This is a genomic window from Pseudidiomarina sp. WS423 (assembly GCF_050750165.1).
GTDB classification, from domain to species: Bacteria; Pseudomonadota; Gammaproteobacteria; order Enterobacterales; family Alteromonadaceae; genus Pseudidiomarina; species Pseudidiomarina fusca.
In genome coordinates this window covers 242,559-263,628 of the sequence record NZ_JBOJLN010000002.1, presented here as the reverse complement: position 1 = coordinate 263,628, position 21,070 = coordinate 242,559, and the positions used below count along the sequence as shown (strand labels likewise).

The window sequence follows — 21,070 nt, the reverse complement described above, 5'->3', positions numbered from 1 at the left end:
ACCGGTGCCGCATTCAGTCTTTTTGCGAATGGTGGAGGCTGGCAGCGCTACTTTTTTATCGGAATCGCGGTAGTGGTCTCGATTTTTCTGATCAAGCTGATCCTTGAAAATCGTCATAAAGGAGAAGCCATCGCTTACAGTCTTATCCTCGGTGGCGCCATGGGCAACCTGATTGACCGGGTCTTTCGCGGCTATGTTGTGGATTCCTTTGATTTCTATTGGCGAGACTGGCATTGGCCGGCCTTCAACCTGGCTGATATTGCAATTGTCCTCGGTGCCTTACTTTTCGTTTCCAGCAGCTTGTTGGGTAAAAAAGCAAACACCAATGCCGAGTCGGATGGATCTGACTGACACTGCGGCTGCATGAGTACGTGGAGAAGGAATCCTTCAACCACCCCTACACCTTTGTGGCGGCACAGACCGGCCTGGACGAGAAGACGGTGCGCGACATCTTCAACGCCCGCGCCGAGTTCCTGGGGCGCTGGCACCGCTTCGAGACGCCCCGCATCCTGGGCATTGACGAGCTATACCTGAACAAGCGCTACCGCTGCATTCTGACCAACATTGAGGAGCGAACCCTGCTCGACCTGCTGGCCACCCGCCGCCAGGACGTGGTGACCAACTACCTGATGAAGCTGAAAGACCGGCAGAAGGTCGAGATCGTCAGCATGGACATGTGGAACCCCTACCGGGCAGCGGTCAAGGCTGTGCTGCCCCAGGCCCGTATCGTGGTCGATAAGTTCCATGTGGTGCGCCACCACACGGCTCCAGGCAGAAGCCGCCCTGGACGAGTGGATAGCCACCATCCCGAAGGGCCAAGGACAAGAACCGTGAAGGGCGCGGTTACTCCTTCGAGGTGATGCGGGCACGAATGCTCTACACCACGAAGCACAAGAAGAAGGCACCGACTGCGAAGGTCTCTCCTTTCTACAAGAAAACCATCGGTTACGGACTGCCGGACTTCGCAGAGGAACTCAACTACGGAGTCGATCTATCAACCATCTGAGGGTGGTATCAGATTGATGGGGTGAAGGTGCCCCATCAACCATTAAATCCGTATACCCACTAAAACAAAGCCACCTCGGCAGCAGTTAGGTGCCGATACTCACCCGGGCCTAAATCACCCAGTTTAAGCTCACCTATTTGTTCACGATGCAGGCCTTCTACTTTGTTACCAATAGCAGCAAACATCCGTCGCACCTGATGATAGCGTCCTTCTGATACGGTCACTAACGCTTGCTGCGGATGAATAATATCGAGTTGTGCCGGTTCGGTTAACTTTTTCTCACCATGCAATTGCAGCCCTTGTTTGAATAGCTCTACATGGTGCGGCTCAAGCGGCTCGGCCAGCTCTGCTCGATACACTTTCGGACAGCTACGCTTAGGCGAGATAATCCGATGGGTCCATTGTCCATCATTAGTGATCAGCAAGAGTCCAGAGGTATCTATATCCAGTCGTCCTACCGTGTGAAATTTTTCCGGGTTAGGTAAATCTAAGTAAGCAAATACCGTCATATGACGGGGATCGTCATTGGCACAAACGCAATCTAACGGCTTATGCAACATGATATAAGTTGGGCCCAACAGCTTAAGCGTCACCCCATTAAAAATCACTTCCGCAGTCGCTGGCACCTGCATCGCGCCTTTCTTAGCGACCACACCATCAACACTGACCGCCCCGGCATGCAAAGTTCGCATCGCTTCTTTGCGGCTCATTCCGGTGGTTTCGGCTAAAAATTTATCTAATCGCATTTGCATCACCTACGTTTGCCATGGTTGCTCACCAACACCATGGGCTCGTTACCCAAAAAATAACCTCGCCTAAGCGAGGTTATTGTGCCCCAGAATCCGGGGCTATTATAGCTAGTATCACAGCGGCTTAATAAAAGTTTTTATCCTCAATCACGCCTGCTGCGAATTGGTCGACACCAATGGCATACAGACGGAGTCGCTCAGTACGGCTTAAAGCGCTGGCCTCTTCAGCGCTAATCACTTCGGCTGCCCGCGCTTGCTCTACCAAGGCATCACCGTTGAGATTACCATCAATATCGCCACGTTTAACCGCCTTACGAATACGTTTGTAGACATCTGAATGCTCGCGCATCGCTAAGAATGCCAGTTCCATATGACCGGTCGGATCTTTTTCATCATCCTTCCAATAGGTTAAGAAGGTATGGCGATCACGAGTAACACCCGGCTGCATCATGCTGGTAGAAATTCCCTGCAAAATACTATCGTCCGGCTGATGATAATGGTTGCCTAATGGGAAGATTGCTAAGCGCAAGGTCCACGCAATAAATCGGTTCGGGAAGTTTGCGAAGAATCCTTTAAAGGCTTCACCAATAGCGTACAAATGATGCTGCAGCGCATAATCAACAAACACCAAATCACCACTTTGACGACCATCATCTTCATACCGCTTCAGCACTGCCGAGGCCATGTACAAATGACTTAACACATCGCCTAACCGCGCCGATAACATTTCTTTGCGTTTTAAATCGCCGCCCATCACCAACATCGCCATATCTGCAGTCATAGCCAGCGCTCTGCTCATACGGGTTAATTGTTGATAATAACGTGCGGTTGGACCACTCACTGGGCTCTTATTAAAACGTGCTCCAGATAACCCCATCCACAAACTACCGAAGAAGTTACTCGCGGCAAACCCAATATGTTTGAGTAACAGCTCATCAAAATCATGTAAGCCTTGCTCTTCATCTGGGTTGCTCGCTGCTTCCATTTCTTTCAGTACGTAAGGGTGACAGCGGGTTGCACCTTGTCCAAAGATCATCAAGTTACGGGTAAGAATATTCGCGCCTTCTACGGTAATAGACACAGGTGTGGCCATATAGCCATGGCCCAAATAGTTTCGACTACCTAATTGAATGCCTTTACCCGCATGAATATCCATCGCCGCATCCATCACCTCGCGGCCCATTTCTGTCATGTGATACTTAGTCATGGCCGTGATAACCGACGGACTCTTACCTTCACACAAGGCGGTCACCGTTAACCGACGCATGGATTCGAGGATGTAGTTGGTGCCACCAATTTTACCCATGGCAGCTTGCACCCCTTCGAACATCCCAATGGGCATGCCAAACTGTTGCCGTACGTAAGCATAGGCACCGGTCATGCGCTGCGTAAGGTGGCCCGTTGCTGCCGCCAATGCTGGGAGTGAAATACCACGGCCAGCTGATAAGCATTCCATCAGCATACGCCACCCTTTACCAGCAAACTCTTGCCCACCGATAATCCAATCTAGTGGGATAAAGACATCTTTGCCGTAGGTGGTACCATTCATGAAGACTTGATTGAGTGGCAAATGACGCTCACCCGTCTCAACACCTTCGTGACTGGTTGGAATTAACGCACAGGTAATGCCGATATCTTCTTGCTCACCCAATAATTTTTCAGGATCGTAAAGCTTAAAGGCTAAACCTAAAACTGTCGCGACCGGAGCCAAGGTAATGTAACGTTTGCTCCAATTTAAGCGAATGCCTAAAACTTCTTTGCCTTCAAACTCGCCCTTGCACACGATGCCCGTATCTGGAATGGCACCAGCGTCAGAACCTGCTTCAGGGCCAGTTAAGGCGAAACATGGAATATCGGTGCCGTCAGCCAAGCGCGGCAGCCAATAATTCTTTTGTTCATCGGTACCATAGTGAGTAAGTAACTCACCCGGGCCTAATGAGTTAGGTACCATCACCGTAACGGCGGCACTGATTGAGCGGGTCGCAATGCGCGATACAATGTATGAGTTTGCTGCTGGCGAGAATTCTAAACCACCAAACTCCTTACCAATAATCATGGCAAAGAATTTTTCTTTGCGAATGTAATCCCAAACATCTTTAGGTAAATCGCGATCTTGTTGCATGATTTTAAAATCATCCAACATCGCCAATAGCGTCTCTAACTGGTTGTCGATAAAGGCTTGTTCAGCATCAGTAAAGGTCGGCGCCTGAGTCTGGTGAAATTTTTCCCAATCCGGGCGTCCACTAAACAAGTCAGCATCCCACCAGGTATCGCCAGCTTGCATGGCCTCGCGCTCGGTTGGCGAAAGCGGCGGCAACACCCGTTTAAAAAAACCAAACGCTGGTCTGCTAATCAGGCTACGGCGAATGTCTTTAATGGCGAATAACAACACCACGGCGACAATCAGGATAATTAAAATTTCCATGCTACTACACCTTATTAAAAGAATGATTCAACTAGCTATAAGCATAGCTGATTATGCTGCCGAGGCGTCAACACCACCGGCAAGAAATGGAATAAGACGATCAATCATCTGGTCTGCTGCAATCGTTTCACCAAAATCCGCTGCGGCAATCTCTCGAAGTGCCGGTCCAGATACCTGTGCAAATACCGTTGCTCCAAGCACAAAGTGTAACCGCCAAAACATATCTACGGGGCTCAATTGCGGGTTAGCTTGATGCAACGCAGCTAATAGATGCTCGATAACATGGCCAAAATGGTCCATGGTATACCGCCGTAGATGCCCTTGAATCTCTGCATAAGCAAATCCTAATAGGCTTAAAAACAACGTGGGACCATGCTTTCTAACCTCACGCAACTGGGCCAATGGCTTACGAAAACAGTCGAATACATCGCGAGTTGATATCTTATTTCGTGCTTGCAGCGCCACCAGTTCTTGCTCTAAGGCGGGCATTAACACTTCTAAATAACGTGCCATAACCGCTTGAATAAGCGCTTTTTTTGAACCAAAATGATAATTCACTGAAGCAAGGTTCACGTCAGCATCGGCGGTAATCTGCCGCAAGGACGTCTGCTCAAAGCCATGTTCCGCAAATAATGCTTCCGCTGCATTGAGTATTTTTTCTTTGGTTGTAACTCGTTTTGCCATCGTTAACTGGCCTCACCTCTATGCTGTTCTTCTAAAAGCGTTTAGAACAGCCATTTTAAACATGCGTTTCAATTTAATCGAAATAGCATGAATGCGCAAGCGTCAGCCGCTCTCCTTTTCCTTGATCTGCCCATTGCTAGCTGATAGCTTATCAATCACCCAAATCTATCAACATTCTAATAACAGAGCAGCCTGGACCATGCATAAACTTACTCATATCATTTATTTAGCGATTATTGGGGTACTAGTTATTGCGCTATTTGTTGGCCGATCCGCACCTAGCAACCCTGTCGCCGGCACCAGTGCAGACCTTAATACTGCAGCTGAGAACACGTCTGCCGCAGCTTCTGCACCTAGCACGTCCTTAACTGCCACCAATGGTGCCACCAATGCTGCTGCAAATAACACGGATAGCGCGGCTGCTTTTTCCAGTGATAGCAGCACTCAACCACAAGCCGCTGCTTCTACCCAAGAGCAACAAGACGTAGCTCAAGAATTAGACCTTAGTGATGCGCAGCTGGCCCGATTGGCCGAGTTATTAAAGACCCGTAACCAACAAGAAATAGAGATGTTGCTAGATGTGCAATCAGAAATACTTAATTCTGAGAACATTAGTGAACGTCTTCATACCGAAGCTATTGACCAAGACTGGGCTTATGTCATGACTAGTGAAATAGAAAACCTGTACGCTCAGCAGGAAGATTTACAAGGCGCAGAAATTAGCGACATTCAATGCCGCACAACAGTGTGTGAAGTGAGTATTAGCGGTTCAGACTTGCCATTTGACTACATGATGAAATTTCATAAAGCCTTGGTGCAGTCACCCCAATTAGGCCCTGATTATAAGACCATGATGATTTCAAATTCTTTAGAGGGCTCCCATAAAATTCAAATCATCAGACCTCAGCCCTAACCATAACGACTGCGGTAACTGCTAACAGTTACCGCAATTTGCTGGTTAAACGGTGCTGGTATCAAGTGGAGCAAAACTCTTAACCAACTGATCCACCGCTTGCATTTGCTGTAAATAAGCCTCGAGCTTATTCAATGGCAACGCACAAGGCCCATCACATTTGGCTTGATCAGGATCTGGATGGGCTTCAATAAACAAGCCCGCTAAACCAAGAGCCATCCCCGACCTAGCTAACACAGCAGCTTGGGCACGACGTCCATCAGCAGAATCTGCGCGACCACCAGGACGCTGTAATGCATGAGTTGCATCAAACATCACCGGAGCTAGTTGTTTCATTTCGTCCATGCCCAGCATGTCTACCACCAGATTATTATAGCCAAAGCAACTACCGCGCTCGCACAAAATTACTTGGTGATTACCAGCTTCGCCAAACTTTTTCAAAATATGACGCATTTCGTGAGGCGCTAAAAATTGTGGCTTTTTGACATTAATCACAGCACCCGTTGCTGCCATCGCCACCACGAGATCCGTTTGCCGTGCTAAAAATGCTGGAAGCTGAATAATATCAGCAACCTCTGCTACCGGCTGGGCTTGGTGAGGTTCATGCACATCGGTGATAATAGGAACGTTAAAAGTCGCTTTTATCTCAGCAAAAATATCTAATCCTTTGTCTAACCCAGGCCCACGATATGAGTGAATCGACGACCTATTAGCCTTATCAAAGCTTGCTTTAAAAACAAAAGGAATGCCCAATTTGCTGGTCACTTCAGCGTAGTGCTCAGCAATGCGCATGGCTAAATCACGCGATTCAAGCACATTCATGCCACCAAACAGCACAAAAGGTAAGTGATTACCTACCTGTACCTGTCCTACTTTTATAACTTGAGTATTAATCACATTCGATCCTTACTGGGTCCATGATGGGTTAGTTTGCGGAGCAAACTAACCTTAACCAGCACTAATAACACGAAGAATTTGGCCACATATGTACGCCATATAAGTACCTAGCGCATAACCAAACACGGCTAGCAATACCCCCACCGGAGCCAACGATGGGTGAAACGCTGAAGCCACCACGGGCGCCGAAGCCGCACCACCTACGTTCGCTTGGCTACCTACCGCCATATAAAATACCGGCGCTTTCAGAAGCCGTGCAGTCACTAACATCAGGCTAGCATGAATGACCATCCAGATAGCACCTATTAAGAAATACTTAGGTGAGTCTAGGATAGCAGTAACATCCATGTGTAAGCCGATAGTCGCGACCAAGATATAGACAAACAAAGAACCAAATTTGGATGCTCCTACCCCTTCTAATTTCCGTGCCGGAGTAAAAGAAAGGATAACCCCAACGGTGGTTGCGATGACGATTAACCAAAAGAATTTTTTATCTAAACTAAAATCTTTGAGAAGCGGCAGATGCTCGCCAATAAAAGGTGCCAGCACATCAGCGCCCCAGTGAGCAATACCTGTTACCCCAAATGCAACAGCAAGAATAAACATTAAATCATGTAGTTTAGCCTCACGGTTATGTTGCGCTTGATAATGTTCCATACGCTCTTTAATGGTTTCAATGGCACTGGTGTCGGCGCCAATCCGCGCATCTATGGCTTTGCTATTAGCAGCCATATACAACAACACTGCCATCCATAAATTGGCGACAATGATATCCACGGTAACCATGGCTGAAAAAATCTCGCCGCCAACTTCGTAAACTTCTTTCATGGCCGCCTGATTAGCACCGCCGCCAATCCAGCTGCCGGCGATGGTGGTCATACCGCGCCACACCGCATCCGGTCCGGCGCCATTTAGCAATTCAGGAAAAACCAGACTTACCAGTAACAGTGCAATAGGCCCACCAATCACAATCCCCAAGGTGCCTACCAAAAATAAAATCACTAACTTAGGCCCCAACCGCACAATCGCTTTTAAATCGAGACTTAAGGTAAGCAGCACCAAACAGGCTGGCAGTAAATAATCCATCACCAACGGATACACGCCAGTACTGGCGCCATCAACAATCCCAAAGGTGTTCAGCAAAGACGGGATAAAGTAACAGAGTAAAAGCGCTGGTACCCATTTATAAAGCTTTTGAAAAAATGGATGTGAGCTGGATTGGGTGTAAAAAATCGCACCCAAAATAACGGCCAGCAAGCCAAAAATAATACCATCGTTAGTTATGAGAGCGGTTGTTTCCACGTGGGCTCCTTAGTTATTCTTATTTTATTATTGGCATCCATGGCGCTACTCTCACTTGCCTTAATGCAAGATATGCTGCGGTGCCGCCCAAGTTTCTAATTGCAGACGCAATAATTGTGCACTTGGGTCATCAGGACATTGTTCGACAAAATACAAATAATCGTCAACCGCAGCTTGCTGACAATCTAGTTCTTCTAACACATAACCACGATCTCGAATTTCGTAGGGGTCATCGGGATGGATGGTTAATAACATATGCACGGTCGTCAGCGCATTCGCAAAAGCCCGATCATGAATAAACGCATGTTTTAATTCAGTCAAATAACGAACTAAAACCGTTTTTTGATCGGCCGCTTCAAACATATCCCACCCAAAATCAACGACATTTTCAGTGAGATCTTCAAACCGCTCTTGCACCTGATAACCCTCTAACAAATCACCGTTGATGGGATCCACAAAATAACTTTGTTGTTGGTAATCAAATCGCAATAACGGGTAGCCAGGAAAATCCACCAGTTCTAATTGCAAGCCTGCATAAGCAGCGGCCTCTTGCAGCAACAAAGCTAAACTCATGGGTAACCCTGTGCGATAGCTAATCACTCGATCCAGTAAAATCCTTTGGCTACCAACGATAGGTTCAGGCGCATCACTAAAACTTAGGTTAAAGAAGAATTGCTCAGTTAATCCTTGTAACTTCTCTACACCTTCAAGCTCATCAAGGTCTTCCGCCAAGTGCCGAATGCTTTGATAATAATCAGCTACGTACTGATCACTATCCGAATGAAAGGCACGACTTACTTCCCAGATGATTTCTATGGTAGGAAGAATTTCTTGAGCAATATGTTCTAAGTATGAAAAACGCATAAACTATTCTATTACTTTCCTTAGCCAATCAATGCTTGTTTGCTAATAGCTACATGCAATAAAAAGGCAATCCAGCCTAGGGCCACCGCAAAACCAAGCGTACGCACCAAGGTGGTGGTTGCTTTCATGGCAACTAAACCAGCTAAAATATAACCCACTAAACCAATCAATTTATTGGTCGCAAAAGCATCCCACGGGCGGTATATCATCAAGCCAACGATACTGAGTAACAACAAGGTATCGATGACATGAGGAACAATCTTTACCCACTTCTGCTGAGCCACCTTAGCATCGATGCTAACCCAGAAAAAACGTAACACGAATAATAACACACTCAAGGCTACAAAGGTGACGTGCATGTGTTTTAGCGCCATATAAGACATCTTAAATCTCCCGCTTTATATTTTAAAAGTTATTATTAATCAGCTAGCTGCCTATATGCCGTAGCTATCTTTACCGCTGTTTCTGGTTGATGCTCGGCTAACCAGTTACGATAAAACTCTAGTTCAAATTGCAATTGCTGCTGTTTGGCCACCACCTGCATGATGTCACGATAAGAACGCAGCGACGACATCACACAGGTAAAGAGTTTTTGCGCAGTAAGTTCTGTTTTAGCTTTGTAATCATTAATATCGTAGTTCATTACCACCGCGCGCTCAGGCGCTTGACCTGGTTGCCCCGTGCGTAAAATAATTCGTGATGACTGGTTTTTGGCTTGCTCGCGAATAAACCGCGCCACCATCAAACCCGCGTCATCAGTATCCATCACCACATCTAACAAGACAATGGCAAGGTCAGGATGCTGCAGCACTAATTGTTCAGCTTCATGACGCGAATAGGCACTTAAAAATTGCAGCCCACGCCCTTCAAATTGCAGGTCCATCAAAGCGAGCCGTGTTACTGCATGGACTTCTCGTTCATCATCAACGATTAAGATTTTCCATGGCTCTTGATTCGCTTGGTTATGGTGTTCGTTATTATCAGGTTCGTTGGCAAAGATAAATTCGCTACTCATTGCTAGCCTCTTCGGTTGTCTGCCCCACACATTGACCATAAGTATAGCGTTCGTTACCGCCATAATCACAACCACTGGCCACTGCTGTAAACCCTTGTTGTACCATCAGTTGTCGTACCGCTGCAGCTTGTTGCCAGCCATGCTCTAGCACCAACCAGCCCCGTGGCTTTAGGTAACTCGGTGCTTGCGCCACGATGGCGGCTAAATCAGCCAAGCCCGCGTCTGCGGCAACCAAGGCTGAGCGCGGCTCAAATCGCACATCACCTTGCTGCAAATGAACATCATTAGCATCAATATAAGGCGGGTTACTGACAATCAGATCAAAACCTTGGTTTGTGATGGCACTAAACCAATCACTACGACTAAAGCTCACCGGTAGCTGCAGCCTTGTCGCATTGGCAGAGGCAAGCGCTATGGCTGCCGCCTCTTTATCGATCCCTTGTATGTGCCAGTGCTTGCGTTCACTTGCTAGGGCCAGCGCAATAGCCCCAGTCCCTGTACCTAAATCGAGCACGTGCGCGGTAGCCGGCAAGGTTAAGCTAAGCACAAACTCAACTAAACATTCGGTATCAGCCCGAGGGATTAAGGTACTAGGGTTGGTCGCTAAGGGTAATGACCAAAACTCGCGCTCGCCCAGTAGATAGGCCATGGGCTGCCCGGCTTGGCGTTGCATGACCCACGCGCTGAACTGCTGTTGCTGCGCCGCGGTTAACTCAGCTTCAGGCCAAGTAAACAAATAACTACGCTGTTTAGCTAATACCTTAGCCAACAACACCTCAGCGTCCAGCTTCGGGCTGGAGGATTCACTCAACTGCGCTACGGCCCACTGCAATGCCTGTGTGACCGTGCCTACTGCGCTGTGTTGCTTATCCGTCATGAGGTGCCTTCATTGCCGCGGCCACCTTAATGTTGTTCTGACAAAGCCGCAAGTTGGTCTGCTTGGTGCTCTTGCACAATGGCATCCAAGAGCAAATCCAACGCACCTTCAAGCACTTCATCCAAACGGTACAAGGTTAAATTGATACGGTGATCACTCACTCGTCCTTGCGGATAATTGTAGGTACGAATACGCTCTGAACGGTCGCCACTGCCAACCAAGCTACGCCGCGTTGATTGTTCTTCGCGTTGGCGCTTTTCGTCTTCTGCTGCTTGTAGTCTTGACTGCAACACCGACATGGCTTTCGCGCGGTTCTTATGCTGTGAGCGCTCGTCCTGACATTCCACCACAAACCCCGTTGGGATGTGGGTGATCCGAATGGCTGAATCGGTACGGTTGACGTGCTGTCCACCAGCACCGGAGGCACGAAAAGTATCCACTCGTAAGTCCGCAGGGTTGATCTCAATCGCCTCGGCTTCTGGAATCTCTGGCAATACCGCCACTGTACAAGCAGAGGTATGCACCCGACCTTGCGATTCAGTATCTGGTACCCGTTGCACACGATGGCCGCCGGACTCAAACTTCATCCGCCCGTAGGCACCATCACCTGATACGTGCGCAATCACTTCTTTAAAACCGCCATGTTCGCCTTCGTTACAACTCACCATGCTAACCCGCCAGCCATGATTCTCAGCATAGCGGCTGTACATTCTAAATAAGTCGCCGGCAAAGATAGCGGCTTCATCGCCACCGGCACCGGCACGAATCTCTAAGTAGCAAGGACGGTCGTCGTTAGGATCTTTAGGCAGCAACAAGATTTGTAGTTGTTGCTCTAACTGCTCTTGTTGCTGTTGCGCAGCTTCTAATTCGAGCTTGGCCATCTCGCGCATTTCTGCGTCATCTTCTTGCATCATCTCGCGCGCCCCCTGTTCATCCGATTGGGCGCGTTGATAGGCGGTAAAGCACTGAACCAGCTCTTCTAACTGAGAATATTCTCGTGATAAGGCTCTAAATTTGTCTTGATCCGAAATAATTTGCGGATCACTTAATAAATGTTGTACTTCTTCATAGCGCTCTAACAGCGCTTCTAGCTTTCGAATAATCGAAGGATTCATCATCGGGCGAAGACCTTACTCGTCATCTGCAATTAATTGTTGGAATAGTGCCAACGTGTGTTGATCACCCGTGGCTCCAGCGGCTCGCATTAACCGCGTGGGTTGGTGTAAAAACTGCCGGGTTAAGCGTTGACTAAACTCACTCAACACCGCATCCGCATCTTTACCTGCGGCCAGCTGTTTTTGTGCTCGTTGTAATTGTTCAGCGGCCATGGCTTCGATGCGTTGGCGATAATCACGAATCACATCAACATGGCTTAGTTGACGTAACCAAGCTAAAAAGGCATCACAGTGCTCTTGAATAATGCCTTGTGCTTCTGCAGCGGCTTCTTCACGGTTACGTAAATTCTCGGTGATGATACCTTGCAGATCATCAACCGTGTATAAATAAGCGTCAGCAAGCTCGTTTACTTGCGCTTCAATATCTCGCGGTACCGCTAAGTCAATCAGCAACATAGGTTGGCGACGCCGCTGTTTTAAGGCATGTTCAATCAAGCCTTTGCCAATAATCGGCAACGGACTTGCGGTAGAACTGATGACAATATCGGCCTTAGGCAATAAATCTTGCAGCTCACCTAAGGTGTGCGCATGACCACCAAACTGCTCAGCTACTGTCGCGGCCCGAGTTAGCGTCCGGTTAGCTACCATCAAATGCTTCACGCCGTGCTCAGTTAAGTGTTGGGCAACCAACTCGGCAGTATCACCAGCCCCCACCAGTAACACATTAGATTCTGGTAACTCGGCAAAAATTTGGCGCGCCAGATTTACCGCAGCAAAAGCCACTGACACCGCGTTCTCGCCCACTTTAGTTTCCGTACGAACGGTTTTAGCAACGCGGAACGTTTGCTGAAATAAGCGCTCTAACACGCTACCAACGCTGGTTTGATTGCGAGCAAATTGATAGGCTTGCTTTACTTGGCCTAAAATCTGCGGTTCACCCAGCACCAGCGAATCTAAACCACTGGCTACGGCCATTAAATGAGCGATGGCGGCACCATCTTGATAGCCATAGCTATGTTCTCTGAGCTGTTGCAAGGGGATGCCGTGATAACCGGCCAGCCAACCGGTGAGCAAATCTAACGAGGCTTCGCCATGACAGTACAATTCAGTTCTATTGCAAGTAGAGACAATCACCGCTTCTTGCACGCCGGTTTGCTCACGCAAAGCCGGCAGCGCGCTATGCAGCTGCTCAGGCGAGAAAGCAACCCGCTCTCGTAATTCTACGGAAGCGGTTTTGTGGTTAACACCCAGTGCGAAAATGGTCATAATAGGAAAAAATTGCAAGCCTCTGGCTACTGCGAAACGCTGGCAATTGTACGTGAAACCCCTCATTATTAAAAGCATGCGAACAGGGATAAACCTGCACATGAAACGTCTTCTATTAGTAGTACTCCTAAGTGGGTGGTTAAGCGCCTGCTCTACGGTACCAACCAGCACCACGACCACCATGGTGTCGGCCGGTGCCATTGCGGCCCAACAACAGCAGTTAGCTGAGCTAACCCAATGGCGTTTGCGCGGCCAAATGGCGATTTTTGACTTACGCGAAAATGACCGCCACGGCATTTACGTGGATTGGAACCAATCCCCCAATCTCGTCAGTATGCGCTTTTCACATCCACTCAAAGGTACTCTTGCCACACTCGAACAAACCTCTAACGGTGCTCTGTTAATTGATAATGATGGCAACGAATATCGTGACAACAGCGCCAGCGCCCTGCTTGAGCGCTATTTTGCGGTGCAATTACCGTTCGATTTATTGCAACAGCTGGTGTTGGGTGTGCAACCTGAGCAAATGTTTGAAGCGCACTACCAATTGCTCGATGATGACCCACAACAACGCGCGTTACTGGCCGATTATCAATTGCTGGCGGCCCGCCAAATGTGGACCGCGGAGCTGCGCCAATACCAGCCGGTAGCCACTTACTTATTACCTCACAGCATTGATTTAACCTCAGCGCACTGGCGCCTCAAACTAAAGGTATCGCAATGGCTACTCTGAGCCTTTCGGCTGTTGCCAAACTTAATTTATTTTTGCACATCACTGGCCAACGTCATGATGGCTATCATTTGCTAGAAACGCTATTTCAATTTATCGATTACGGTGATCGCTTAGATTTTACCCTTACCGATACCGACACGCTTGATTTTAGCTGTTCGGTAGCTGAACTCGCGGGCCCTGATAATTTAGTGCTTAGGGCAGTTCAACTGCTGCAACAGGAATTTCCTGAACATGCCCGTGGTGTGCGTATTCACCTCCACAAAGTACTGCCCTGCGGCGGAGGCCTTGGCGGTGGTTCGTCGGATGCAGCCACCACCTTACTCGCCTTACGCCAGTTATGGCAGTTACCCCTCAGCACCGCTGAGTTAGCCCAGCTAGGCTTGCAACTAGGAGCCGACGTGCCGATTTTTGTTAGCGGCCATGCAGCTTTTGCCCAAGGTGTCGGCGAGCAATTAACGCCGATGACGCCGGCTTGTCCTTGGTATTTAGTGGTGCACCCCGGCGTCCATGTCAGCACCCCAACTATTTTTCAGCATCCGCAACTGCCGCGCCAACATGCGCCCATAGATCCGCAGCAGTGGAACTGGCACAACACCCAAAACGATTGCCAACAACTGGTCTGCCAACTCTATCCAGAAGTTGCCAAGGCCCTGGCCTGGTTGGTAGAATACGCGCCGTCTCGGCTGACCGGCACCGGTGCCTGTATTTTTGCCCGGTTCGACCAGCAGCAACAGGCTCTTGCTGCGCTGCAACAGCTACCTGCGGCTTGGACAGGGTTTGTCGCCCGTGGCATCAACGAATCCCCGGTCTGCCAGCAATTGCGGCAGGCTTCAACTGTAACCTAACCATTGAAAACAGAGGTTTAGTGTGCCTGACATGAAGCTCTTCGCTGGCAATGCAACGCCAGAACTCGCCAAAAAAATTGCCGACCGTTTGTATATCAAATTAGGCGACGCTGAAGTAGGCCGTTTTAGTGACGGTGAAATCAGTATTCGTATCAACGAGAATGTGCGCGGTTCTGACGTTTTTATTATTCAATCAACCTGTGCCCCTACCAACGATAACCTGATGGAATTAATCGTGATGGTAGATGCTTTGCGCCGCGCTTCAGCCGGCCGTATTACTGCAGTTATTCCGTATTTTGGCTATGCGCGTCAGGATCGTCGCGTACGCTCGGCACGGGTTCCTATCACCTCCAAAGTAGTGGCTGACTTCCTCTCCAGTGTTGGGGTGGATCGGGTGCTGACCGTTGATTTGCACGCAGAGCAAATTCAAGGTTTCTTTGATGTGCCGGTAGACAACGTGTTTGGTACCCCGGTTCTGCTTGAGCACCTGCGCCAACAAGCGTTCCATAATCCAGTGGTGGTCTCTCCGGATATCGGTGGTGTGGTTCGCGCACGGGCACTAGCCAAATTACTAAATGATATTGACTTGGCGATCATTGATAAGCGTCGTCCACGAGCCAACGAATCACAAGTGATGCACATCATTGGTGATATTCAAGACCGTGACTGCATTATCGTTGATGACATGATTGATACTGGTGGTACGCTTTGTAAGGCCGCTGAAGCACTCAAGAAAAACGGTGCCAAACGAGTGTTTGCATACGCCACTCACCCGGTCTTTTCTGGCAATGCCGTGAGCAACATCCGCGATTCTCACATTGACCAAGTAGTAGTAACCGATAGCATCCCTTTGAGTGCTGAAATGAAAGCCTTAGATAAAGTGCATCAGCTAACTCTGAGCGGCATGCTCAGTGAAGCGCTACGCCGCGTGAGCAACGAAGAATCAATCTCAGCAATGTTTGAGTATTGATTGAGTTTTAAGGGCGCCAGTGGTAATATTTCGCGCCTTTAAAATTGGCGAGCCATTTTTAGGGAACTTGTCGGGTATTTGGTCGCGAATAGCCGACGTCATTTTATTTAACGGAGACACTCCATATGTCAACTATCGATTTTACTATTCAAGCAGAACTGCGTACTGATACAGGGAAAGGTGCGAGCCGCCGCCTGCGTCGTGCGGAAAAAGTACCTGCTATTTTGTACGGTGCAGATAAAGAAGCCATCTCAATCACTCTAGATCACAACAAAGTGAACAACATGGCTGATCATGAGGCTTTCTATTCGCACATTTTGACGTTAGTGATTGACGGCAAGAAGCACGAAGCTATCTTGAAAGACGTTCAACGTCACCCGTTCAAGCCTAAATTGACTCACTTGGATTTCCAACGTGTTGTTAAAGGTCAGAAGTTACACACGCACGTTCCAGTACACTTCATCAACGAAGCTACTGCAGTTGGCGTGAAGCAAGAAGGTGGCGTTGTTGTTCACCATGTTGCAGATTTAGAAATCACTTGTTTGCCAAAAGATCTTCCAGAATTTGTTGAAGTTGACATCGCCAACTTGAAACTGGGTGAAACCTTGCACTTGAGCGACCTTAACCTACCTAACGGTGTGGAATTGGTTGAGCTTGCTAAAGGTGAAGATCATAACCAAGCGGTAGTATCTATCACTGCACCGCGAGTTGAGAAAGAAGCAGATGCTGAAGAAGTTTCTGCAGAAGTTCCAACTGCAAAAGAAGCAAAAGCAGATAAAGACGCTGAATAAGCTCTGATGTCTCGCATTCGCTTACTCGTGGGCCTGGGTAATCCAGGCCCCGAATACTCTCAAACACGTCACAATGCAGGCTTTTGGTTAGTAGAGCAGTTTGCTCGCAGCCATGGCCACCAACTGCAGCCCGATTCCAAGTTTTTTGGTAACACTACCCGCATTCAACAAGGTGCTCTCGATTTACGAGTGCTACAACCGATGCAATTTATGAATCGCAGTGGTAACGCCGTCGCCCTACTAGCTCATTTCTACAAAATTTTACCTGAAGAAATCTTAGTGGCTTACGACGAATTGGATCTTCCAGCTGGAGTCGCCAAATTCAAAACCGGGGGTGGCACCGGTGGCCATAACGGCATTAAAGACATAGTGGCACGGTTAGGCAGTCAGAACTTTCATCGCTTACGTATTGGTATCGGTCATCCTGGTGATAAAAGCAAAGTAACCGGTTGGGTACTTGGCAAAGCACCCGCCCATGAGCAACAATTGATGGACGATACCATTACGGAAGCTTGCCGCAGCATTGATCTGTTATTACAGCAAGATATGCGCGCAGCACAACAGCACTTACACAGTTTCAAAGCACAGAGAGAGAAATAAGCATGGGATTCAAATGCGGTATCGTCGGTTTACCTAACGTGGGCAAATCAACCCTATTTAATGCCCTTACCAAAGCTGGCATTGAAGCGGCTAATTTTCCTTTTTGTACGATTGAACCAAACACAGGTGTGGTAGCGGTACCAGATCCACGCTTAGACCAGCTCAGTGAGATTGTGAATCCACAGCGGGTAGTACCTACCACCATGGAGTTCGTAGATATCGCCGGTTTAGTTAAAGGTGCGTCTAAAGGCGAAGGTCTAGGCAACCAGTTTTTAGCGAATATCCGTGAAACAGATGCGATTGGCCATGTTGTGCGCTGTTTTGAAAACGACAACATTGTGCATGTTGCAGGTAAAGTAGACCCTGCCGAAGACATCGAAGTGATCAACACTGAACTTGCTCTCGCTGATTTGGATAGCGTCGAAAAAGCTATCTTACGCCAAGGTAAAAAAGCTAAAGGCGGTGATAAACAAGCGGCTGCTGAAATCCAAGTTTTGCAAAAGCTACTACCAGCTTTAGAAAATGGCGATATGGCCCGTTCTGTTGCTTTGAGTGATGATGAGAAAGCCACCATTCGCAGCTATAACCTGTTAACCATGAAGCCTACCATGTACATTGCCAACGTGAATGACGATGGTTTTGAGAATAACCCTTATTTAGATAAAGTTCGCGAGATCGCTAGCAAAGAAAATGCCATTGTAGTGCCAGTTTGTGCTGAAATTGAGTCAGAAATCGCTGAACTAGACGATGCCGAGAAAGCTGAGTTTATGGCTGACTTAGGCCTCACCGAGCCAGGTCTTAACCGGGTGATTCGTGGTGGTTACCAATTACTAAACCTACAAACTTACTTTACTGCAGGGGTTAAGGAAGTGCGCGCTTGGACCATTCCAGTCGGTGCGACTGCCCCGCAAGCGGCTGGTAAAATCCATACCGACTTTGAAAAAGGCTTTATCCGCGCTGTTGTTGTTGGTTTTGATGACTACATTCAATATCGTGGCGAGCAAGGCGCAAAAGAAGCTGGTAAACGCCGCGAAGAAGGCAAAGAATACATAGTGAAAGATGGCGACGTTATTTTATTCCGCTTTAACGTCTAACCTCGCCTAGAGTTGGTTTGAAACCCAAAAACACGCCTAACGGCGTGTTTTTTTATAGCGCTTTTTATTCTGAGCTGGGAAGCTGGCTCCATTCCGCCCAAGAACCATCATACAATTGTAGCGAACGATTTAATCCTGCCTGGGCTGAATACTGCCAGGCCGCCAACAACAAAATACACGCCGTTATACCCGAACCACAAGTAAACATCAGATGTTTATCTGCAAACTCGCCAAAATATTCATCCAACTGTGCCACTGTTTTGTATGCATAGCCGTTCAGTAAATTGGCAAAAGGTAAGTTTATCGCGCCAGGGATATGCCCGCCATGGCTGCCGGCGCGGGGCTCCGCTGCCGTACCAGCAAATCGTGCCGCTGAACGAGCATCTAACAACACCCATTCCGCCGAACCTTGCCGTTGTTTGATTTGCTCAGCTGTCACCAGCCATTCAGGTTGCAGTTGCGCCATCACCTTACCCCGCCGCTTCGGCAAGGGCGCATAGCCCGTTAAGTATTGATAACCAGCGGCCAACCACTGGGGCAGACCGCCATTGAGAATAGCTACTCTATGTATCCCCATCGCTTTGAGAATAAACCAAGCACGTGGCGATGAGTAAACACCTTGGTTGTCATAAAGAATAATGGTGTCGCCGGCCTCGATACCCAAAGCTTGCAAACGCGCAGACACTTGCTCTGACGTTGGCATAGCATTGGGTAAAGCACTATCGGTATCGGTCAGTTCAGTTTCTAGCGCAAGATCACGGGCGCCAGGAATCACTTGCAACTGCGGGTAGATAATGGGTTCTTTTCCCACGACCTTGGTCATACTTGCATCTAACACATGCAATTGCGGATCCCCTAAGCGACCTGCCAACCAATCACAATCCACCCAAGCAGTGGTGCTTGCAATCATCGTTTTACTAACTCCTACATTTCACCCAAGAGCTGCTCGTTCTTGTTAACCAATGATTGGTAACCAATGATTGTTAACCAATGATTGATAACCAATTATTGATAACCAATTATTGATAACCGATGCTAACGGCCACTAACATAGCTACTGCGCAAGCTAAAATAAGCTTAATCATCAAGGGTGCAATAAATTTGAACCAGCGCTCGTAAGGAACACCAGCTAATCCAAGAATGCCCATAAGTACCGGATTCGTCGGTACTATCATATTCATTAAACCATCGCCCATCTGAAACGCCAACACCGCAATTTGACGGCTGATACCGGCGGTATCCGCAATGGGCACCATGATCGGCATGGTCACAAACGCCTGACCACTGCCAGAGGGAATGAATAAGTTAAGCATACTCTGAATAAATAACATACTCACGGCCCCAAAATGGGCACCAAAGGCTTCTACCGGCATGGCTAAATAATAGATCACAGTATCGAGCACTTGGCCTTGTTCCATAATCATGGCGATTGAGCGCGCAAAACCAATCAACAAGGCGGTCGCTGTTAACTCTGCCGCCCCTTCAATGAATTGATTAGCAGCTTGATTTGCGCCCATCTTAGCGACGATAACCGCAAATAAGCCAAAACCTAAAAACAGCGCACTCAGTTCAACCAAGTACCATCCGTGAACTTTGATGCCCCAAATCAGTAGGCCTAAAACCGCCACAAATCCTAACAAAATGATTTTGTGGCGCCCCGTTAAGCGCGGATACTCGGTGGTTGCGTTACCTTGTTCCGGGGTCAGATCAGCGAGTAACGATTGGCTAGGATCAGCAGCAACCCGTTTGGCATATTTGTAAACATGGTGAAAACCAATCCCAAATAGTACCGGCCACAATACTAAGCGATACCACAATCCCGATGCCGGAGGTACCTCAGCCACCGCTTGCGCGATGAGCAGCGTAAAGGGGTTAAATAGCGACAAGCCGTAGCCGATGCCGTAACCGACAATCAAAATCCCCATGGCGGTGATGCCATCAAGTTTTAACGCACGGCATAGAGCAACCAACATGGCCACAAAAATCAAATACTCTTCGGCGACGCCAATCAAGGCTGAAAAGATCCCAAAGGTCAGCATACCGCCCAGAATTAACCAACCGGTTTTGTTGGCGAATTTAGCTAACAACAAGCCAATTAATGCGTCCAGCATGCCAGTGGCACGCAAGATTCCCATCACCCCACCAATCAACAGCACAAAGAAAATAACGCCTTGGGCATCGGCGAGCGCTTGCGGAATCACGGTGAATAGGGTTAACGGTGACAGCCAAGGCTGTTCCGCCAGCGTGCTGTAAGTGCCTGGTTGCACCACCGTTTGACCGATATCATTAACGCTACGCTGAAATTCACCAGCGGGGATCAGCCAAGTTAAAACTAACGCGGCTAGCATCATGTACATCATCAGCACCAGCGTGTGCGGGATCTTTATTTTAATCATGAAAGGAATAACCTATTTTTGTTCTTGTGGGTAGACAATCTCGTGTTGCATGGCGGCGAGTATAGCAAGTAAACGGTTTTGAGTACTAACCGAAAGCTGTTGTTGCTGCATGGCGGTGATCAGATTCTCAACGACGGCATTAAATTCAGCACTACTAATACGCATGCCCCGATGCACCTCAACCATATCGGCTCCTGTGTATTCACAGGGTCCCCCCGTTAACTCACAGAGGTGCAACGTTAACATCTGATGAAAACGTTCAATATCAACTCGTTCAAAATGATGGATAACCCGCTCATCAACGGCAATCGCAAGTACAAAAGCTTCCATCAATTGACTCAGCCCCTGGTATTCACCAAGCGCCAGATACAGCGAATTATCGCCCTGCTGCAGCCCAGTTGGCGCTATCGTGGCGCTCAAAGGAGCGGCACTGTGTGCTACTGCGCCACTATGAATACTGCCAGCTAGCACAGCAGCTAGTACCCACAACGGGCGCTTCGCAATGTTGTAACTCCGCATGCCTGCCCC

22 protein-coding genes and 1 pseudogene are annotated in these 21,070 nt (G+C 48.3%); 9 read left to right on the top strand and 14 right to left on the bottom strand.

The features are described 5' to 3' along the window. On the top strand, window positions 1–351 hold a 351-nt coding region (gene lspA / locus ACQ661_RS04275; protein ID WP_431667712.1), incomplete at its 5' end, for a signal peptidase II. Continuing rightward, window positions 348–1,006 (top strand): annotated as a pseudogene (locus ACQ661_RS04270) (ISL3 family transposase); the annotation flags it as partial. The gene lspA and the pseudogene ACQ661_RS04270, both read left to right, overlap by 4 nt. A 59-nt stretch (window positions 1,007–1,065) precedes the next feature. On the opposite strand, the gene rsuA reads toward ACQ661_RS04270, so the two are convergent. From rsuA to ACQ661_RS04255, 3 genes are all read right to left on the bottom strand, one after another. Then, complete coding sequence (gene rsuA / locus ACQ661_RS04265) at window positions 1,066–1,752, bottom strand: 16S rRNA pseudouridine(516) synthase RsuA (protein WP_153825738.1); 687 nt, start codon at window positions 1,750–1,752, stop codon at window positions 1,066–1,068. Window positions 1,753–1,879: 127 nt separating this feature from the next. Further along, entirely contained in the window at window positions 1,880–4,180 is a 2,301-nt protein-coding gene (locus ACQ661_RS04260) for an acyl-CoA dehydrogenase (protein WP_431667711.1), read from the bottom strand. A 51-nt stretch (window positions 4,181–4,231) separates the two neighbouring features. Further along, window positions 4,232–4,864: a TetR/AcrR family transcriptional regulator gene (locus ACQ661_RS04255; protein WP_153825740.1), complete on the bottom strand. Its 633-nt coding sequence runs from the start codon at window positions 4,862–4,864 to the stop codon at window positions 4,232–4,234. A gap of 199 nt (window positions 4,865–5,063) precedes the next feature. Between ACQ661_RS04255 and ACQ661_RS04250 the strand changes: the two genes are divergently transcribed. Next, entirely contained in the window at window positions 5,064–5,777 is a 714-nt protein-coding gene (locus ACQ661_RS04250) for a hypothetical protein (RefSeq protein WP_431667710.1), read from the top strand. Window positions 5,778–5,822: 45 nt separating this feature from the next. Here the strand turns inward: ACQ661_RS04250 and kdsA are convergent, their stop codons facing one another. Genes kdsA through hemA form a run of 8 tightly spaced genes read right to left on the bottom strand, consistent with a single transcriptional unit; the run spans window position 5,823 to window position 13,113 of the window. Continuing rightward, window positions 5,823–6,671, bottom strand: a complete 849-nt coding sequence (kdsA, locus tag ACQ661_RS04245) for a 3-deoxy-8-phosphooctulonate synthase (RefSeq protein ID WP_369744183.1) — start codon at window positions 6,669–6,671, stop codon at window positions 5,823–5,825. 54 nt (window positions 6,672–6,725) lie between these two features. Next, entirely contained in the window at window positions 6,726–7,976 is a 1,251-nt protein-coding gene (locus ACQ661_RS04240; RefSeq protein WP_431667709.1) for a DUF819 domain-containing protein, read from the bottom strand. 60 nt (window positions 7,977–8,036) lie between these two features. Beyond that, a complete protein-coding gene (locus ACQ661_RS04235; RefSeq protein WP_153825742.1) occupies window positions 8,037–8,840 on the bottom strand; it encodes a tetratricopeptide repeat protein in 804 nt (267 codons plus the stop codon). Between the two features lie 20 nt (window positions 8,841–8,860). Continuing rightward, window positions 8,861–9,223 carry a SirB2 family protein gene (locus ACQ661_RS04230; protein ID WP_110074745.1) on the bottom strand — a complete coding sequence of 121 codons (363 nt, stop codon included), beginning with the start codon at window positions 9,221–9,223 and terminating at the stop codon, window positions 8,861–8,863. 35 nt (window positions 9,224–9,258) lie between these two features. Further along, window positions 9,259–9,855, bottom strand: coding sequence for a response regulator (locus tag ACQ661_RS04225; protein WP_110074746.1), 597 nt, complete (start codon window positions 9,853–9,855; stop codon window positions 9,259–9,261). Then, a complete protein-coding gene (gene prmC / locus ACQ661_RS04220; protein WP_431667708.1) occupies window positions 9,848–10,732 on the bottom strand; it encodes a peptide chain release factor N(5)-glutamine methyltransferase in 885 nt (294 codons plus the stop codon). Before prmC ends, ACQ661_RS04225 begins: the two co-directional genes overlap by 8 nt. 26 nt (window positions 10,733–10,758) lie before the next feature. Next, window positions 10,759–11,847 carry a peptide chain release factor 1 gene (gene prfA, locus ACQ661_RS04215; RefSeq protein ID WP_110074948.1) on the bottom strand — a complete coding sequence of 363 codons (1,089 nt, stop codon included), beginning with the start codon at window positions 11,845–11,847 and terminating at the stop codon, window positions 10,759–10,761. Window positions 11,848–11,862: 15 nt separating this feature from the next. Further along, complete coding sequence (gene hemA / locus ACQ661_RS04210) at window positions 11,863–13,113, bottom strand: glutamyl-tRNA reductase (RefSeq protein ID WP_110074748.1); 1,251 nt, start codon at window positions 13,111–13,113, stop codon at window positions 11,863–11,865. Window positions 13,114–13,213: 100 nt separating this feature from the next. On the opposite strand from hemA, the gene lolB reads away from it, so the two are divergent. From lolB to ychF, 6 genes are all read left to right on the top strand, one after another. Further along, complete coding sequence (lolB, locus tag ACQ661_RS04205) at window positions 13,214–13,846, top strand: lipoprotein insertase outer membrane protein LolB (protein ID WP_181394866.1); 633 nt, start codon at window positions 13,214–13,216, stop codon at window positions 13,844–13,846. Next, window positions 13,834–14,691 carry a 4-(cytidine 5'-diphospho)-2-C-methyl-D-erythritol kinase gene (gene ispE / locus ACQ661_RS04200; RefSeq protein WP_431667707.1) on the top strand — a complete coding sequence of 286 codons (858 nt, stop codon included), beginning with the start codon at window positions 13,834–13,836 and terminating at the stop codon, window positions 14,689–14,691. The genes lolB and ispE overlap by 13 nt, the downstream gene beginning before the upstream one ends. Window positions 14,692–14,713: 22 nt before the next feature. Continuing rightward, complete coding sequence (locus tag ACQ661_RS04195; protein ID WP_110074751.1) at window positions 14,714–15,661, top strand: ribose-phosphate pyrophosphokinase; 948 nt, start codon at window positions 14,714–14,716, stop codon at window positions 15,659–15,661. 125 nt (window positions 15,662–15,786) lie between these two features. Continuing rightward, a complete protein-coding gene (locus tag ACQ661_RS04190; RefSeq protein ID WP_110074752.1) occupies window positions 15,787–16,452 on the top strand; it encodes a 50S ribosomal protein L25/general stress protein Ctc in 666 nt (221 codons plus the stop codon). A gap of 6 nt (window positions 16,453–16,458) precedes the next feature. Further along, a complete protein-coding gene (gene pth / locus ACQ661_RS04185; protein ID WP_219968221.1) occupies window positions 16,459–17,052 on the top strand; it encodes an aminoacyl-tRNA hydrolase in 594 nt (197 codons plus the stop codon). Between the two features lie 2 nt (window positions 17,053–17,054). Continuing rightward, window positions 17,055–18,146: a redox-regulated ATPase YchF gene (gene ychF / locus ACQ661_RS04180; protein WP_153825748.1), complete on the top strand. Its 1,092-nt coding sequence runs from the start codon at window positions 17,055–17,057 to the stop codon at window positions 18,144–18,146. A gap of 64 nt (window positions 18,147–18,210) precedes the next feature. On the opposite strand, the gene ACQ661_RS04175 is transcribed toward ychF, so the two are convergent. The 3 genes from ACQ661_RS04175 to ACQ661_RS04165 all read right to left on the bottom strand — a co-directional run bounded on the left by ACQ661_RS04175 (window position 18,211) and on the right by ACQ661_RS04165 (window position 21,061). After that, window positions 18,211–19,056 (bottom strand): sulfurtransferase, encoded by an 846-nt coding sequence (locus tag ACQ661_RS04175; protein WP_431667706.1) that lies wholly within the window; start codon window positions 19,054–19,056, stop codon window positions 18,211–18,213. 109 nt (window positions 19,057–19,165) lie between these two features. Beyond that, window positions 19,166–20,542 (bottom strand): YfcC family protein, encoded by a 1,377-nt coding sequence (locus tag ACQ661_RS04170; RefSeq protein WP_110074756.1) that lies wholly within the window; start codon window positions 20,540–20,542, stop codon window positions 19,166–19,168. A 12-nt stretch (window positions 20,543–20,554) separates the two neighbouring features. Beyond that, window positions 20,555–21,061, bottom strand: a complete 507-nt coding sequence (locus ACQ661_RS04165) for a group I truncated hemoglobin (RefSeq protein WP_431667705.1) — start codon at window positions 21,059–21,061, stop codon at window positions 20,555–20,557. Window positions 21,062–21,070: the final 9 nt, after the last annotated feature.